Below are 17,036 nucleotides of genomic sequence, written 5' to 3'. Positions count from 1 at the left end.
CGCTGAGGCGGGTGGCGAGCCACGAGGAGCCGAAGATGGCGATCGGTTTGCCGACGACGAACGCGCAGAGGATGCCGAGGGTGATCGTCGAGGTGAACGCGCGGGACAGCTCGCTCGGTGTGATCCGGATACCGGCGTTGGCCAGGGCGAACAGCGGCACGATGACATAGCTGCTCCAGGGGTGGTACATGCGCTGGAGCCGCTCGTTCGGCGAGATCGCCGAGGCGATGCCGAGCCGCGCCGAGCGTTCGAGCTCCGGCGTGGGCTGCTCGCGGAAGAGCCTGAAGAGGCCGCTCGCGCGTTCCAGGTCACCGCGCGCCGCCGGGTAGGCGTACGTCATGAGCCCCATGGCGAGGCCGGTGACGACCGGGTCGACACCGGACATCAGGAGCGACACCCAGACGCCGAGCGCGAGGACCGCGTACACGGCCCCGCGCCGTACCCCGCCGGCCCTGAGCGCCAGGATCACGCCCATGATGCCGATGGCCACCAGGATCGCGGTCAGCGAGATGTTCCCGCTGTAGGCGACGGCGATGACGGCGAGTGCCACGAAGTCGTCCACGACGGTGACGGAGAGGATGAAGGCGCGCAGCCCCTCCGGCAGCCGGGTGCCGAGCAGCGCGAGGATGCCGAGCGCGAACGCGGTGTCGGTGGACATGGCCGCGCCCCAGCCGTGCTCCGTACCGTGTCCGGCGTTGATGCTGAGGTAGATCGCGACGGGCAGGATCATGCCGCTGACCCCGGCGATCATCGGCAGCGCGACCCGCCGCCGCTCGCGCAGCTCGCCGATGTCGAACTCGCGGCGCGCCTCGAGGCCCACGACGAAGAAGAACACCGTCATCAGTCCGCTGTTGACCCAGTCGCGCAGCTCCAGCGACAGGGCGTGCGCCCCGCTGCCCGAGCCGATGCGCAGCGCGAAGCGCGACTGCCAGAACGTCTCGTACGAGGAGAGGCTGGTGTTGGCCCATACGAGGGCGGCGAGCACCGCGACGAGGAGGACGGCGGCGCTGCCCGTCTCGGTGCGCAGGAACGCGCGCCACGGCGGCTGGGCGTCGGCGCCCTCGGCCGTACGGCCCGTGAAGCCCGAGTAACCGCCCGGGCCGCCGGAGCCCCCGGGGGTCGCTGACGGGTCGGTCGGTCCGGTCGGCCCGGACGGGTCGGTTGGTCCGTCGGTTGGTCCGGTCGGTCCGGTCGGTCCTGAGCCTTCGGAGCCTGCCGGGTCCTTGGAGTGCGCCCCGCCGGAGGCGGTCGACGATGGTTCGCTCACTCCGTGATTCTCCCTTTGAGTCGGCTCGGCGGCGCGCTCGCCCCCCGCGCCGGTCCACACTGTCGCACAGACGGTCCCTCCGATCGGGGTCTCCCAGGCCGCGCTTTATCCGCTGATCAGCCGATATACCGACGCGCCCGCGCCGTCCGATGTGTCCCGTACGCGGCGGAAGCGGCGCCGGACCGTATGCGCGCGGTGACGCTCGCGTATCGCCGGTGTGAACGCGTATCGCACCCCGGATCAGCGGCGCGCCGACGACTCCGCACAGCCGGCTCGCTGGAAGATCCGATCAATCGGCCACCAGTAGCGGTGAATTTATCTTTGCGCCGCTACTTGACGACCCCAAACCTCCGATGTTCACTGCGTGTTGCGAAGTCCTTACCCTGTCCTGCTCGCACTCCCCCCGCGCCTTCAGGTGCCCCCCTCGCCGTAAGTGGGAGAGACACACGATGAAAGTCACCCGCCTGCTCGTCTTCCTTATCGCCGTGGTCTGTCTGACCGGCGGCATCGCCGGCAGCCCCGCGTCGGCCGCCCCCACCGACGCCGCGTTCAACAGCGCGACCGGCGCGCTGAACGTCGACTACGCGAACTACCTGTCCAAGCACGACGTCGTATACAACAGACCCAACACGGACCCCGACTACGGCCTGACGGTCGGCAACGGGCGCGTGGGGGCGATGGCCTGGCAGCAGAACGGGCTGAGCATGCAGGTCTCCGGGGTCGACTCGTCCCAGCAGACCGCGTTCGGCGCCGGGTTGGTGAATCTGGCCACCACGCCGTCCATGGACAGCGGCTACTCCACGTACCAGCAGCGCCTCTCGCTCTACAACGGCACGCTCACCACCAAGTACGACACCAACCGGACCGTCACGGTGATGGGATCACCGAACTCCGAGGTGATGGGCATCCATGTCGACGACACACGCGGCGGGGTCTCGAACATCTCCCTCGACCTGAGCCTGTGGGACGTCAGCCAGCTCGGCAACAGCGGTGACGTCCCCAACCTCGACACCTGGAAGTCCGTGTCCACGTACGCGGATTCCACCGGTGCCGGACTGAGCCGCGGCCAGGCGGACCCGCAGAACTTTGGCTACACCCTCGCGGCGACCGTCGAGGGCGCGCCCTTCACCACCAAGGTCGTCGACGGCCGTACGGTGCGTCTGACGATCACGCCGTCCAGCAGCTACACCATCTGGTTCACCGACACCAGCAGGCTCAACGCGCCGAGCCACAACTCGGTGACGCAGGCCAAGGCCGCGCTGAACTCGGTGAAGAGCACGGGATACACCACCACTCTGAACAACTACCGCAACTGGTGGCACTCGTTCTGGGAGAAGTCGTTCGTCCAGTACTCCAACTCCGCAGGTGACGCGGACTACATGGAGAACGCGTACTACCTGGGTACGTACATGATCGCCGCCGGCGGGTCGGCCAACTACCCCTTCCACTTCATCAACGGTGACTTCCGGGCCACCCAGGACAACACGAAGTGGAGCAACGCGTACTGGTACTGGAACCAACGAGACGTCTACAACTCGTTCCTGGCGTCCAACCACACCAATCTGATGTCCACCTTCAACAACCTGTACAGCAGGAACTTCGACACGTTGAAGGCGTACACCAAGACGAGATACAACGTGGACGGCATCTGGGTGCCGGAGACCATGGGCTGGGACGGCAACGCCCGTGGCACGGTGAACAGCGACTACACCAAGAACATCTGGTCGACCGGTACCGAAGCCGCGTACAACATGTACCTCCAGTACAAGTACACCAACGACACCAACTACCTGCGCAACACGGCCTATCCGTTCATGCGCGAGGTCGTGAAGTTCTACAGCTCGATGCTCTCCGTGGACAGCTCGGGCAAGTACTACGTGAAGTCGTCCAACTCGCACGAGACGTACTGGAACGTGCCCAACGCGATCACCGACCTGGCCGCCGTACGCAGCCTGTTCCCGGTGGCCATCCAGTCGGCGAAGGACCTGGGGCAGGACGCGTCGCTCATTCCGCAGTGGCAGAAGATCCTGGACAACCTGATCGCGTACCCGTCGGACGCGAACACCTATCTGCCGCACACCCCGCCGATAGCCCAGACGCGTAACAACGAGAACGTGGCCTCGGAGCTGATCTGGCCCTACAACGTCACCGGCATCGGCTACCCCGACCAGCAGAAGGCCATCAACACCTGGAACGCCAGGCCGTTCCCGTACGGCAACGTGTGGGCTAACGACGCGGTGCAGGCCGCGCGGCTCGGCCTCGGCGACCAGGCCTTCCAGGGCATGAAGACCATGCTGCGCAAGTACCAGACGTACCCGAACGGGCTCACCGACAACACCAACGGAGTCTTCGAGTACCTCGGTGTGCACCTGTCGGCGATGAACGAGTCGCTGCTCCAGTCGTACAACGACAAGATCCGGGTCTTCCCCGCCGTGCCGTCGGACTCGTCCTTCGTCGGGAAGTTCAGCCTGCTCGCGAAGGGCGGCTTCCAGGTCAGCTCGGAGCGGGAGGCCGGCGAGATCAAGTACGTGGGGATCAAGAGCCTCTACGGCAACAGCACGAAGATCGTGAACCCGTGGGGTACGCAGCAGGTGCGCGTCCGCCGGGCGTCCGACAACGCGACCGTACTGACCACCAGCGACCCGGAGTTCACGCTCAACACCTCGGCGAACACGGTCTACGTGGTCGAGCGCACCGCCAAGCCGCTCAGCTCGTACGGCACGACCACGCTGACGGGCACGGCCAACCAGGATGTGAAGACCCTGCGTGACACCAACTCCACGCTGGGCCTGGGCAAGACGGCCGACCCGATGGTCAACGACACGGCGGTGACGTACGACAGCAACTGGTACGGCACCAACGCCCGTGGATACGGCGACTACAACGACGACACCCACCACAGCAACACGGTGGGCGCGACGGCCCAGTACACCTTCACCGGGACGGGGATCCAGTACCTGTCCGAACGGAACGGGGACATGGGGTCGGTCGACGTGTATCTCGACAACGCCCTCCAGACCACGGTGAATCTGAATGTGAGCGGCGCACGCCAGGTCCAGCAGGTGGTCTGGCAGAAGACCGGGCTCGCCCGGGGCTCGCACACCATCAAGTTCGTCAACAAGAGCACCTCCGTGGGCATGATCGACGCCCTGAAGGTCACCCCCTGATCGTCCGGCAGCGACGCGTCGGAGCCCGCGGCCCCCTTGGGGACCGCGGGCTTCGTCGTGTGCGGGGCGCTGGGTGCGCGCCGGGAGAGGTCAGCCGAAGAAGACCGACGAGACGTCGTTGTCGAGGCCGACCGAGGAGAGGTCGGCGACATTCCCGTCGACGATCTTGGACTTGCCCGTGCAGTTGGCCTCCGACCAGATCTTCAACGAGCCGTCGGTCTGGAGGGACGAGGCCACATTGTCCCTGGCCACGTTCTGGCAGCCCTTGCCGGACAGGCCCTGGGAGCCGTTGTCCGCGAAGTTGGCGTCGTCGAAGAGGACCGCGTTGGTGGCCGGCTTGGCGGCGGCGCCGCCACTCGCCTGGCCGGCGCCCGCCGGGGCGCCACTGGGCTGGCCACCGGCGTTCGAGCCACCGCCGTTCTGGCCGCCCGCGTTCTGGCCGGCCTTCTGGCCGTCGGGGGTGACGCCGAACCACGTACCACCGACACCCTGCCCGTTGGTGTCACCGGGCTTGAGGTCCTTGCTGAAGCGGTAGACGGGCCAGCCTCCCACGGTCACCTGGAGCGAGCCGTCGTCGCGCTTGACCGCGCCGACGGCGGACTTGTCGACGCCGTCGACGAAGATCTTCCCGTGCGGGTCGACCACCACCGGCGGCCAGGTGACGGCGCAGGCGTCGTTGCAGGTCGCCTTCGAGGGATTGGCGCTGTCCGGGTCGAAGCGGTAGAGCGTGAACCCGGCGCCGTCGATCACGACCGGGTCGAGGGCCCCGGCCTTGGCGGCGGAGAGCTGCACCCACTTCATGCCGGCGGGCGTGGTGGGCTTGCCGGGCTGGTTCGCCAGGTCACCCGTGTTCGCCGGGGCGTTGTTCTGCTGGGAGGTGCCGGGCAGCAGGCTCAGGGTGCCCGTACCGTTCTGAGCGGCGCCGGCCGCCGGCGCGGCGGACGCCGGCGCGGCCGACGTGGACGCGGCGCCCGTGTCGGTGCCACCGCAGGCCGTCAGCATCAACGCGCCCGCGGCGGTGGCCGCGGCGATCAGTCCCATGCGCTTGCGGAACATTGTGTGTACTCCCTCGATGCGGGCCGCGGTCACTCCCGAAGCCATCACCCAGTACACGGAACCGCCCACCGAACTCCCTCACCCCGTTACCCGACCGGGACACAACACCGACAGCTCCCCCACAACACCGACCTGACCAGGACATACGGCCTCCACCGCCCCCGGACACGGCAGGGGCCCCGGCACGGACCGTGGTGGTCCGTGCACGGGGCCCCTCATCTGCGGTGGCGCGATGGCGCCGGGGTACGGCGCTGCGCGGTCAGCGCTTGAAGGCGTCCTTGGCCTTCTCCTTCGCCTCGCGCATGTCGCCCTTGGCGCCCTCCGCACGGCCTTCCGCCGTCATACGCTCGTTGCCCACCGCACGGCCGAGGGTTTCCTTGCCCTTGCCCTTGGCCTGCTCGACCTTGGCCTCGGTCTTCTCGTTCTTCTCAGCCACAACACTCACGTCCTGTCGGTGCTCGAAATCAGTGGACACCCATACACCTGGCCACGGATTCGGCTGCCAAACCTGGTGATTTCCGGCGCGTACGGTCAGGGACGCGGCAGGAACGGGCCCCGCCCAGGTCAGAGCGGCATCAGAACCGCGTCAGATCCACGCCGGAGTCACATCAGAGCCGCATCAGAGCCGGGTCAGATCCGGACGCAGCCGGTGCCACACCGGGTGCCTGACCATCTGGGCCGCGGTCCAGCCCGAGAAGGTGATCTCAGCGACGAGCCGGGGCTCGACCCAGTGCGGTGCCGGCACGTCGACGGGCAGGGTGAACGGTGAGTCCTCGCGCGGGATGACACCCAGGTAGCGCGCCAGGTCGTGCCGCTCCTGGTCGGACATCCCCGACCCGACGGACCCCGCGTAACGCAGCCCGTCCGGCTCGTCCAGCCCGACCAGGACCGCCCCGGGGAGGCCCCTGAGTCCCCCGCGCCCCTCGGCCCAGCCGCCGATGACCACGTCCAGGGTCAGTACGTGCTTGGTCTTACGCCAGTCGGGTGACCGTACGTTCGGGGTGTACCGGCCGGTCAGCCGCTTCGCCACCACGCCCTCGAAGCCGCCGCGCAGCGTGGCGTCCCACACCTGCCGTGCGCGGCCCTGCGTGTAGCTGGGCACCGACCAGTTCGCTCCGCCGAGGCCGAGCCCGGCGAGCACGGCCCTGCGCTCCTCGTACGAGAACCCCAGCAGCGACTGTCCCGCCAGGTACATGACGTCGAACAGCACGAGCTGTACGGGGTGCTCCATCGCCAGCCGGGCCGCGCGGCGCGGATTGACCACCCCCATCCTGCGTTGCAGCAGCCCGAAGTCGGGCCGTCCCTCCGCGTCGAGGACCACCACCTCGCCGTCGAGCACGGCGGGCCTGCCGCGTAGCTGCTCGCCGAGTGAGCCCAGCTCGGGGTATCTGGCCGTCGCGTCGTTCCCGGCGCGGGTCGTCAGCCGTAGCGCGCCGTCGCCAGCCGTCTCGACGACGCACCGTACGCCGTCCCACTTGACCTCGAACCCCCAGGCCGCCTCCTCGCCCTCGGCGGGCAGCGGCCCCGGTACGGCCAGCATCGGCCGGATCACCGGCGGCCGGCCTTCGGGGTTCGCGGGGTACGCCGGGTGGGCGTCGGACGGGGCCATGTCTCCGATGATCACGGGACGCGGGGGTTCCCGCAGGTCGGCGGGGCGCGCGGGGGCGGGAGAGGAGAGAGGGAACCCGTTGTTCCACATCCGTACGTCCTGCTTTCACCACCCCGACACGTCTGAGTTTCCTCTTCTCGTTCGGCTGGAAACCTCCTCTTCCTCCCCTGTCACTCACACCCCGAGGGACCCCCCGACCCATGGCTGAACTCAACCGGCGCCGCTTCCTCCAGATCGCGGGCGCGACCACGGGCTTCTCCGCCCTGTCCAGCAGCATCGCCCGCGCCGCCGCCATCCCCGCCGCGCGCAGGTCCGGCGACATCAAGGACGTCGAGCACATCGTCGTGCTGATGCAGGAGAACCGTTCGTTCGACCACTACTTCGGATCGCTGAGAGGCGTACGCGGCTTCGGCGACCCGCGTCCGGTCACACCGGTCGGCGGCACCTCGGTCTGGCACCAGTCGGACGGCACGAAGGACGTCCTGCCGTACCGCCCGGCGGCCAAGGACCTCGGCATGCAGTTCATCGCGGGTCTCGACCACGACTGGGCGGGCGGCCACCAGGCCTGGAACCAGGGCAGGTACGACCAGTGGATCCCCGCCAAGTCGGCGGGGACGATGGCGCATCTCACCCGGGACGACATCCCGTTCCACTACGCGCTCGCCGACGCGTTCACGGTGTGCGACGCGTACCACTGCTCCTTCATGGGAGCCACCGACCCCAACCGCTACTACATGTGGACGGGGCACGTCGGGAACGACGGCAAGGGCGGCGGCCCGGTACTCGGCAACGACGAAGCGGGGTACGACTGGACGACGTACCCCGAGCGGCTGGAGAAGGGAGGCGTCTCGTGGAAGATCTACCAGGACGTGGGCGACGGGCTCGACGCCGCCGGTTCCTGGGGCTGGATCGACGACGCGTACCGCGGCAACTACGGTGACAACTCGCTGCTTTACTTCAACAAGTACCGCAATGCCAAGCCCGGCGATCCGCTGTACGACAAGGCGCGCACCGGCACCGACGCGAAGAGCGGCGAGGGCTTCTTCGACCACCTGAGGGCCGACGTCAAGGCGGGCACACTGCCGGAGGTCTCCTGGATCGCCGCCCCCGAGGCGTTCTCCGAGCACCCCAACTGGCCCGCCAACTACGGTGCTTGGTACGTCTCACAGGTGCTGGACGCGCTCACCTCCAACCCGGAGGTGTGGAGCAAGACGGCGCTGTTCATCACGTACGACGAGAACGACGGCTACTTCGACCATGTCGTGCCGCCCTTCCCGCCGGCCTCGGCCGCGCAGGGTCTGTCGACCGTCGACACCACACTCGACCACTTCCCCGGTGACAGCTCACACGCGGCGGGCCCCTACGGCCTCGGCCAGCGCGTCCCGATGCTGGTCGTCTCGCCCTGGAGCACCGGCGGATTCGTGTGTTCCGAGGTCTTCGACCACACCTCGGTCATCCGGTTCATGGAGCGCAGGTTCGGTGTGTCCGAGCCGAACATCTCGCCCTGGCGGCGCGCCATCTGCGGCGACCTGACCTCGGCGTTCGACTTCGGGCTCAAGGAGACCAGGCCGGTACGGCTGCCGGACACCGACGCGTACCAGCCGCCGGACCAGGACCGGCACGACAGCTACGTGCCCACGCCGCCGGACCGGGCCGTGCTGCCCAAGCAGGAGAGGGGCTCGCGGCCGGCCCGCCCGCTGCCGTACGCCCCGCTGGTCGACGGCTCGGCGACACCGTCGACCGGGCACTTCACACTGACGTTCAGCGGTGGCGCCGACGCCGGAGCCGCCTTCACCGTCACCTCGGCGAACCGGACGGACGGGCCCTGGTCGTACACGGCCGAGGCGGGCAAGAAGATCTCCGACACCTGGAACTCGGCCTATTCGAAGGGGACGTACGACCTGTCGGCGTTCGGCCCCAACGGCTTCCTCCGCACCTTCAAGGGGACGGCCGCCACCGAGGGCCCCGAGGTGACGGCCCGGCACCTGGCGGTCGGCGGAAGTGTCGAACTGACCATGAGGAACCCGGGGAGGACAGCCCGCCAGCTCACGGTCACCAATGCCTACGGCGGCAAGCGCGAGACGTTCAAGGTGCCGGCCGGAGGCACCGTGGTGCACCGCGTCGATCTCCGGGCCGGCAAGCGGTGGTACGACGTGTCCGTGGTGTGCGACCAGGACGCGTCGTTCCTGCGCCGGTTCGCCGGGCATGTCGAGACGGGCGAGCCCGGCGTGAGCGACCCGGCGACGCTGACCAACTGAGCCGACTGAACCAACGGACCAACTGGCCTTCAGGACTTGAGGCGTTGGCGCTCCACCGGTCCGCCGCCGGCGGAGCGCTTACGGGCGAGCGCCGCGACGTACGGCAGTTTGCCCTCCGCCGAGCGCATCGAGCGCAGGGCCAGCAGCAGGACGCCGATGTCGTCGAGGTACACAGGGTCCGGTACCAGGTCGGTGGGCAGTACCAGATAGATCATCGCGGCCCAGAACACCCAGCGGTTCTGGGTCGGCACACCTGCGGCGCGCAGCCGGCGGCGGGCGCGTACGAGCCGGACGGCCAGCACGATCGCCGCCCCCAGCATCAGCAGCGCGAGGAGGACGCCCACGGCGATGAGGATCTTGAGTTCGCTGCTCATGTGCGGTCTCCTCGGGGGTACTTGGCGTCGGTCCCCTACTGTTACCCAGCCAGAGGCCCCGCACCGAGTCTGTCACCCGACCGCCGCTTCCCGGAACATCGCGACCAGTGTGCCGTGGAGCCGCGCCGGTGCCGCGAGGAAGCTCCCGGCGCCCGCCCGCCAGGGCCTGCCCTCGGTGTCCGTCACCAGCAGGCCCGCCTCCGTGGCGACGAGCGCGGCGCCGAGCAGATTGCCGTCGTCCGCCCCGAACTCCCAGAAGGCGTCGAGGCGTCCGGCCGCCGTGTCGGCGATCTGCCAGGACGTCGGCCCCAGATTGCGTACGGCGCCGGCGAACGGCAGGACCGCCGACAGCGACCTGCCCGCTTCCGCCACGGCGCGCGGCTGCGAGGCGATCGCCGGCGGCTGGCTCGTACCGAGCAGGCAGAGCGACAGATCGGTCTTCGCCGACGGCTCGACCGGCAGTCCGTCGCGGCGGGCACCGGAACCGGCCACGGCCGTGTAGGTCTCGCCCAGGACGTGCGAGTGCAGGACGGTGGCGACGGGCCGTCCGTCGCGTACGAAGGTCACGCTGACCGACCACTGCGGCAGGTCCTGGAGGAACTGCACAGCGCCGTCGACGGTGTCCACCACCCACGCCTCACCCGTGTCCGGGATGCCGCCGCCGAGTTCCTCGGCCCACACGGCGCGCGGGCGCAGCGGCGACAGGCGCTCGCGCAGCAGCTTCATGGCGGGCTTGTCCAGGGCGTCGAAGTGCTCACGGAACTCGGTCCAGGTCGCCGCGGCGGGACGCGCGACGGGTACGGCGGCGACGAACTCGGCCACGGCGTGTGCGGCCGACTTCATCGGTTCGATCAGGTCGAGGTCGGACGGGGTGGCAGGCGTGGTCTCGGGCATGGGGATCTCCTGGTTACGCAGGGGCTGCGGATGCGCTCAAGCCTCCCGCCGGGCGCCCGCTTCCGGCCGCTCCGAGGGTCCCGAGTGAGCGAATCCGACCGTATTCGGGATCGAGATGGCGGATCTCGCCCTCCGGTCAGCGTGGAATGCCGGGCCGTTTCACCGCCCGGCCGACCAGCACGGTCTCGGTCCTGGTGATGGAGCGGCCCGCCAGCTCGCGGGTCAGGAAGCGGTAGAGGTCCTCGGCGTCGCTGAGCCAGACGGCGACGGAGAGGTTCGCCGTCCCGGTGGTGGCCATCGCTCCGTGGACGGCGGGATGCGCCGCCAGCGCGCGGCCCGTCTCGTCGAGCCGGTCGGGCGGTACCTCGATCGCGATGTTCGCGTCGACGTACAGACCGAGGCGGCGCGGGTCGACCACGACCTGGGTGGTGATCCGGCGCTGGGCGAACAGCGCGGCGAGCCTGCGCCGTACGGTCGACTCCGGGTGGCCGGTCCGCGCGGCGATCGCCGCGGCCGGGAGCCTGCCGTCCTCCTCCAGGGCCGCGATGAGGGCGTCGTCGGTCGCGTCGGCCGGCCGGGAGCGGACCGCCGGCGCCGCCCCCGGGGTCAGCGCCTCGCGTTCGGCCCGGCTGAGGACGTCGAGCCGCCAGTCCCCGGCACCGCTGAAGACATGCAGCACCGTCTGCGCGGAGACGGACGTGACGGAGCCGGTGGCCGGCAACTGCTGGAAGACGAGCCGGTTGTCGGGCTCGGACCCGGCCAGCAGAACGGCCGAGATCTCGTCGCCGCCCGCCGACACGTCGACGAAAGGGATGTCGTCCCGCTCGGCGAGCGCGCTCGTGATCAGGTCGAGCCTGCCGCGCAGCACCCGGATGCGCAGCAGCATCGCGCCCGTGGAGCGGTCCGGCGGCCGGGCCGCCAGGACCCGTACGGTCCCGTCGTTCAGCAGGGCCGACCAGCGCCGGTGCACGGCACGGACGCTGAGGCCGAGCACCTCGGCGGCCCGCTCGGCGGTGAGCCTGCCGTCGCACTGGAGCGCGGCGACGAGCCGCCGGTCGAGGTCGGACAGGGGTTCGGGCATCGTCGGCGCCGATGTCGTGGCCGGCGTCGTCACAGGAGTCACGTACGCCAGTCTCGCCCACGGCGCGGTCGGACTCCGCGTACGGTCAGCGGCCTCCGCGTACGGTCAGCGGCCCAGTTTCCGCTGGAGTTCCGCCTTGTTCATCGACGAACGGCCCTGGATGCCGCGCTGCTTGGCCTCGTTGTAGAGCTGGTCGTACGTCGGACCGCCGGGTCCGCTGCGCGAACGCTGCCCGCCGCGCTTCGACGACGACATGTCCTTGGTGGAGGTCTTGCCGGCGGTACGGGACTCGCCCGAGCGGGCGCGCTCCTTGTTCACGGTCCGAGCCGCGATCTCCTTGGCCCGGCCGGTGCTCTGGCCGCGCTCCTCGGCGCTTTCCTTGATGTGCTCGTACTGACGCTCGCGCTTCTGGCTCGAACCTCGGGGCATGTCGGATCACTCCTCAGGGGGTCGACGATCTCGGACTCACCCTCCTACCCGGTTTCCCGGGCGGCAACTGGACGCGGGCTGCGCGCTTCGGACGACCGATTACGATCGTGCCCATGACGGAACCCCGCTGGCTGGACGGGACAGAGGCCCGGGTGTGGCGCGCCTACCTTGAGACGCAGCGGGATCTGCTGATGACGCTCTCGCGTCAGTTGACGCGGGATTCGGGACTGAGCGGCGCCGACTACGAGTTGCTCGTACCGATCTCGGAGGCGCCCGACGGCCTGATCAGGGCGCGTGATCTGGCGCTGGCGGTCAACTGGGAGCGCAGCAGGCTCTCGCACCAGATCACCCGGATGGAGAAGCGGGGTCTGGTGGCGCGGGAGGAGTGCCCCGAGGACGCGCGGGGCGCGATGGTGCGGCTGACCGAGCAGGGCCGGGCCGCCATGCGGGCGGCGGCGCCCGGCCATGTCGCCGCGGTGCGCCAGTACTTCTTGGACGTGCTGTCGCCCCAGGAGATCGAGATGCTGGACGCTGCCCTGCGGCGCGTGGCCGCGGGGCTGCCGAAGGACCAGGACTGAGCTGGGCTGTGGGGACCCAGGCAGGGGCTGACAACAGCGGTATGCCCGCGGAGGCCTGACCCTTCCGCGGGCATACCGCCGTACGTGGCGCGGCGCGGGATCAGGCGTCGGCGCCGGCCTTCAGCCGCTGCGCTATGCGCACCACACGCTCCGCCTGGATACGGGCGGCGTTGCGGGTCTCGTCGTTGACGGGGTTGTTGCCCTGCGCGTCGATGTGCGAGGTGCCGTACGGGTTGCCGTCGGCGAACTTCGCCGGGTCCGTGTAGCCGGGGGCCACGACGATGCCGCCGAAGTGGTGGAACGAGTTGTACATGGCGAGCAGCGTGGACTCCTGGCCACCGTGGCGGGTCGCGCTGGACACGAAGCCGCTGTAGACCTTGTCGGCCAGCTTGCCCTGCGCCCAGAGGCCGCCGAGCGTGTCGAAGAACTGCTTGAGCTGCGAGGAGACATTGCCGAACCGGGTGGGGCTGCCGAAGATCACGGCGTCGGCCCACTCGATGTCGTCGGGGGTCGCCACGGCGAGGTCTGCGGTGGCGCTGTGGTTGGCCGCCCACGCCGGGTTCGAGTCGATCGCCGCCTGCGGAGCCAGCTCGGCGACGCGGCGCAGCCGTACCTCGGCCCCCGCCTTCTCGGCGGCTTCGGCCAGCGTCTTGGCGACCTCGGTGTTGGTGCCGGTGGCGGAGTAGTACACAACTGCGAGCTTGACGGGGTCACTCATGGAGGGCGCCTTTCTTCGTCGAACCCGGGCACGGAGCATGTCCAGGTCGATGATGCATCAACATGTTGGTTCAACACTAAACCACTTTTGGCGGACGTCGATGTGAGGGTCATCACGCCCCCGCACGCCCAACTCGCCCCGACCCCCGGGCCCTACGACAGGCGTCCGATGGCCCGATGCGACCGTGGCTTGATCCACCGCCACCTCTTCCGGAGCAGAGCGTGGCAAGCGTCACAGCACACCCCTCAGACGCCCGCAAGAGCGCCCCTCCGGTCGCTTCCGGAGAATATTCAGGTCTCGCCGGAGTCGATTTCACCCCCCGACCGTCGCTATTCAGCCACTGTCTACGCGCGTGCATTTCGGTGGTACGAGGCACAAACAGGCCCGGGCCGGGGCGCGGAGCGGCTCCACCGCCCTCGTACACAGGGCGCCCACAGACTCGCTGCGTCATACATCCGGCACCCTCGGTGAAACGTATCTGTTCGTGACGGCCGGTCCTCCGGCCGGCTGAGCGCCCGCGACTCGATCGCCGCGTCTGGCTGCGCTGTTGGCCGCCCGGCCACGGGCACCGCCCGGCGTTCGCACTCTTTGCTGCCGCTCACAGCCGGACTCCGGCCGACCGGTGCCGGGCGCCCGGTGGAGGCCCGACTCACCCCGCCCCGGCGGCGCCGCGTTCAATCTCCGCCGCAGGTCCAGAAGTCGGTCTTGTCTCGGAAGCAACCGGAGTCAACGATTCACACCGTGCGGTTGACAGGTCCACAGCCAAAACCGAATGGCGGTGGACGACCGTGCTGAAGCGGTCCGCTCACCCAACGGGCCGTGCCCCCACCTCTGGAGGATGTAGTGACCTTCAAGCGCCTTTCCCCCCTCAGCACCGTTTCCAGACGCGCCCGGTTCATCGCCGTCGCATCCGGTCTGGCAGCGGTCGCCGCGCTTGCTGCCCCTGTGGCCGCCCAGGCCGCTCCGACCCCCGTCGCCACGGCTGCCCAGCTCGCCGCCACGAGCTCGGCCGTCAACCAGAGCGCCCCTGTCGGCGCCGCCTGGTACACGGACGCGAAGACCGGCAAGGTCGTCGTCACCGTCGACAGCACCGTCTCCGACTCCGAGATAGCGACTCTCAAGAACAGCGTCGCCGACGCCTCGAAGCTCACCGTCAAGCACACGCCCGGCACGTTCAAGACGACCGTCGCCGCAGGTGACGCCATCTACGTCAGCGGCGCCCGGTGCTCCCTCGGCTTCAACGTCCGCAGCGGCAACACGTACTACGCGCTGACGGCCGGACACTGCACCAACATCGGCAGCACCTGGTACAGCAACTCCTCCAACACCACGGTGCTCGGCAGCACGGCCGCCTCCAGCTTCCCGGGTAACGACTACGGCGTCATCCGCCTCAGCGCCTCCGCGGCGAACGACGGCCGTGTCGACCTCTACAACGGCTCGTACCAGGACATCACGTCGGCCGGCAACGCCACCGTCGGCCAGCGCGTGACCCGGAGCGGCTCCACCTCCGGCGTCCACACCGGTACGGTCCAGGCGGTCAACACGAGCGTCAGGTACGCCGAGGGCACCGTCTCCGGTGTCATCCAGACCAACGTCTGCTCCGAGCCCGGCGACTCCGGCGGCCCGCTCTTCGCCGGCAGCACCGCGCTCGGCCTGACCTCCGGCGGCAGCGGCAACTGCTCCTCCGGCGGCACCACGTTCTTCCAGCCCGTCACCGAGCCCCTGAGCGCGTACGGCCTGAGCGTCTTCTAAGCGGCTCGGGGTCTCCCGAACCACTCGGGGACACCTGGTCCGTCGTCGCACCGGTGGGCCGCGCTTCTGGGGAAGCGCGGCCCACTCGTACGTCCCGGAGCGCGCGCCCGCTACAGGGCGACGGCGGTCGGCAGGGTGACCTCGAAGCGGCAGCCACCGGTCACGTTGTGGACGGCCGCACGCCCCTCGTGGGCCTCCACGATGCCCCGGACGATGGCCAGCCCGAGTCCGGCACCCCCGGGCGGCGTACGGGCCTCCGTACCGCGCCAGCCGGTGTCGAAGACGCGCGGCAGATCCTCGGCGGGGATCCCGCCGCAGCCGTCGGTCACCGACACCACCACCGAGCCGGCGCGCCGCTCGGCGGCCACGGCGACCGTGCCGTCGGCCGGTGTCCGGTGGATGGCGTTGACCAGGAGATTGGCGAGGACCCGGGTCATCTCCTTGCCGTCCACCTCGATGGGCACGGCTTCTATGCTGCCGCCGACGAGCCGCACCCCGTGCTCCCTGGCGAGCGGGTCGGCGCCGGCGAGCGCCTCGCCGACCAGGTCGTAGACGGACATCCGGGTCGGGGCGAGCGCGAGCGCCCCCGCCTGGATACGGGAGAGCTCGAAGAGGTCGCCGACCATCGAGTTGAGCCGGTCGACCTCGACCCTGATCTGCCGGAAGTAGCGGTCCGGATCCTGCACCACACCGTCCTCCAGCGCCTCGGACATGGCGCGCAGTCCGGCGAGCGGGGTGCGCAGGTCGTGCGAGATCCAGGCGACCAGTTCACGCCGGGACGTCTCCAGGGCGCGTTCGCGCTCCCTGGAGGCGGCGAGTTTGGCGCTGGTGGCCGCCAGTTGCCGTCCCAGCGCCGCGAGTTCGGCGGTGGAGGCGCCGTCCGGCGCGGCGAAGCTGCCCCCGTCGCCGAACGAGCGCGCGGCGAGGGCGAGGTCCTCGCTGCGGGCGACGACCCACCGGCCGAGCAGCAGCGCGGTGGCGAGCGACACGACGGCGGCCATCGCCACGACCGTGGTGACCACGCTGAGGTCGTGCTTGGAGAGGAACATCGCCTCGGCGACGGCGAGCGTCCCGCAGAGCATGGCCGCGACGGCCACGGCGACGACGATGTTCAGCGCGACGGCCACCGACCGGTCGCGCAGCAGCCACAGGGCCAGCGCACCGACCAGACCGGCGGCGGCCGCGCCCAGGAAGGCGTACAGCGCGATGAGGAGCATGTCTTGCACGGCGGGGCTCAGCTCTCGTCCGGGTGGGAACCGTGGGAACCGGACGGTACGCCGGCCGGCGTCTCGGCCCGTGCGTCGAAGCGGTAGCCGACGCCCCACACCGTCTGGATCAGCAGCGGCCTGGCCGGATCGTCCTCGATCTTGCCGCGCAGCCGCCGTACGTGCACGGTGACGGTCGACAGGTCGCCGAACTCCCAGCCCCACACGTCGTGCATGAGCTGCTCCCTGGCGATGGCCGTGCCGGGGTGGCGCATCAGGTGCGCCAGCAGGTCGAACTCGCGCAGGGTGAGCGAGAGGTCACGGCCGTGCCGGCTGACGCGGCGCGCTGCGGGGTCGAGGGTGATGCCGGCGGCGCGCAGCTCGGGACCTGCGGGGCGGCCCTGGTCGGCGCGGGTCCTGCGTAGTACGGACTCGACGCGCAGCACCAGCTCGCGGGGGCTGAAGGGCTTGGTGACGTAGTCGTCGGCCCCTATCTCCAGGCCGAGGATGCGGTCGTCCTCGTCGCCGCGCGCGGTCAGCATGATCACCGGTACGGGCGCGGCGGCCCGCAGCCTGCGGCAGACCTCCAGGCCGTCCATGCCGGGCAGCATCAGGTCGAGCACCACCAGCGCGGGCGGCCGGCCGGCG

Annotated in this window: 15 protein-coding genes; 4 read left to right on the top strand and 11 right to left on the bottom strand. The window is 69.8% G+C overall.

What is annotated here, in order from left to right; all coding sequences use genetic code 11:
- On the bottom strand, positions 1-1,267 hold a 1,267-nt coding region (locus QR77_RS49455; protein ID WP_236710914.1), incomplete at its 3' end, for a Na+/H+ antiporter NhaA.
- Positions 1,268-1,716: 449 nt separating this feature from the next.
- Between QR77_RS49455 and QR77_RS33470 the strand changes: the two genes are divergently transcribed.
- A complete protein-coding gene (locus tag QR77_RS33470; RefSeq protein WP_201778838.1) occupies positions 1,717-4,434 on the top strand; it encodes a glycoside hydrolase family 95-like protein in 2,718 nt (905 codons plus the stop codon).
- A gap of 90 nt (positions 4,435-4,524) precedes the next feature.
- Here QR77_RS33470 and QR77_RS33465 read toward each other — a convergent pair whose 3' ends face one another.
- From QR77_RS33465 to ligD, 3 genes are all read right to left on the bottom strand, one after another.
- A complete protein-coding gene (locus QR77_RS33465) occupies positions 4,525-5,490 on the bottom strand; it encodes a lipoprotein (RefSeq protein WP_040029078.1) in 966 nt (321 codons plus the stop codon).
- Between the two features lie 259 nt (positions 5,491-5,749).
- Positions 5,750-5,926, bottom strand: coding sequence for a CsbD family protein (locus tag QR77_RS44295; RefSeq protein ID WP_078877455.1), 177 nt, complete (start codon positions 5,924-5,926; stop codon positions 5,750-5,752).
- Between the two features lie 183 nt (positions 5,927-6,109).
- The gene (gene ligD / locus QR77_RS33460; RefSeq protein WP_040029077.1) at positions 6,110-7,099 is read right to left on the bottom strand and encodes a non-homologous end-joining DNA ligase; all 990 of its coding nucleotides are present in this window, start codon (positions 7,097-7,099) and stop codon (positions 6,110-6,112) included.
- A gap of 200 nt (positions 7,100-7,299) precedes the next feature.
- Between ligD and QR77_RS33455 the strand changes: the two genes are divergently transcribed.
- Positions 7,300-9,357, top strand: a complete 2,058-nt coding sequence (locus QR77_RS33455; RefSeq protein ID WP_040025790.1) for a phospholipase C, phosphocholine-specific — start codon at positions 7,300-7,302, stop codon at positions 9,355-9,357.
- Positions 9,358-9,386: 29 nt separating this feature from the next.
- On the opposite strand, the gene QR77_RS33450 is transcribed toward QR77_RS33455, so the two are convergent.
- The 4 genes from QR77_RS33450 to QR77_RS33435 all read right to left on the bottom strand — a co-directional run bounded on the left by QR77_RS33450 (position 9,387) and on the right by QR77_RS33435 (position 12,135).
- Complete coding sequence (locus QR77_RS33450) at positions 9,387-9,731, bottom strand: YkvA family protein (RefSeq protein ID WP_040025789.1); 345 nt, start codon at positions 9,729-9,731, stop codon at positions 9,387-9,389.
- A 72-nt stretch (positions 9,732-9,803) separates the two neighbouring features.
- Entirely contained in the window at positions 9,804-10,625 is an 822-nt protein-coding gene (locus QR77_RS33445; RefSeq protein ID WP_052489242.1) for an inositol monophosphatase family protein, read from the bottom strand.
- A gap of 136 nt (positions 10,626-10,761) precedes the next feature.
- Positions 10,762-11,748, bottom strand: a complete 987-nt coding sequence (locus QR77_RS33440; protein ID WP_236710913.1) for an Lrp/AsnC family transcriptional regulator — start codon at positions 11,746-11,748, stop codon at positions 10,762-10,764.
- 63 nt (positions 11,749-11,811) lie between these two features.
- Complete coding sequence (locus QR77_RS33435) at positions 11,812-12,135, bottom strand: hypothetical protein (protein ID WP_040025786.1); 324 nt, start codon at positions 12,133-12,135, stop codon at positions 11,812-11,814.
- Between the two features lie 113 nt (positions 12,136-12,248).
- Between QR77_RS33435 and QR77_RS33430 the strand changes: the two genes are divergently transcribed.
- Positions 12,249-12,713 (top strand): MarR family transcriptional regulator, encoded by a 465-nt coding sequence (locus QR77_RS33430; protein ID WP_040025785.1) that lies wholly within the window; start codon positions 12,249-12,251, stop codon positions 12,711-12,713.
- A gap of 100 nt (positions 12,714-12,813) precedes the next feature.
- Here QR77_RS33430 and wrbA read toward each other — a convergent pair whose 3' ends face one another.
- A complete protein-coding gene (gene wrbA / locus QR77_RS33425; protein WP_040025783.1) occupies positions 12,814-13,431 on the bottom strand; it encodes an NAD(P)H:quinone oxidoreductase in 618 nt (205 codons plus the stop codon).
- A gap of 843 nt (positions 13,432-14,274) precedes the next feature.
- On the opposite strand from wrbA, the gene QR77_RS33420 reads away from it, so the two are divergent.
- Positions 14,275-15,183 (top strand): S1 family peptidase, encoded by a 909-nt coding sequence (locus tag QR77_RS33420; RefSeq protein ID WP_040025782.1) that lies wholly within the window; start codon positions 14,275-14,277, stop codon positions 15,181-15,183.
- A 110-nt stretch (positions 15,184-15,293) separates the two neighbouring features.
- Here the strand turns inward: QR77_RS33420 and QR77_RS33415 are convergent, their stop codons facing one another.
- Together QR77_RS33415 and QR77_RS33410 are read right to left on the bottom strand one after the other, a co-directional pair.
- Positions 15,294-16,409: a HAMP domain-containing sensor histidine kinase gene (locus QR77_RS33415; RefSeq protein WP_040025780.1), complete on the bottom strand. Its 1,116-nt coding sequence runs from the start codon at positions 16,407-16,409 to the stop codon at positions 15,294-15,296.
- Positions 16,410-16,417: 8 nt separating this feature from the next.
- On the bottom strand, positions 16,418-17,036 hold a 619-nt coding region (locus tag QR77_RS33410), incomplete at its 5' end, for a response regulator transcription factor (RefSeq protein WP_063798112.1).

This window comes from Streptomyces sp. 150FB, from assembly GCF_000818195.1.
Lineage (GTDB): Bacteria > Actinomycetota > Actinomycetes > Streptomycetales > Streptomycetaceae > Streptomyces.
The sequence above is the reverse complement of the archived record's forward strand: the minus strand, read 5'-3'. Positions and strand labels throughout refer to the sequence as shown.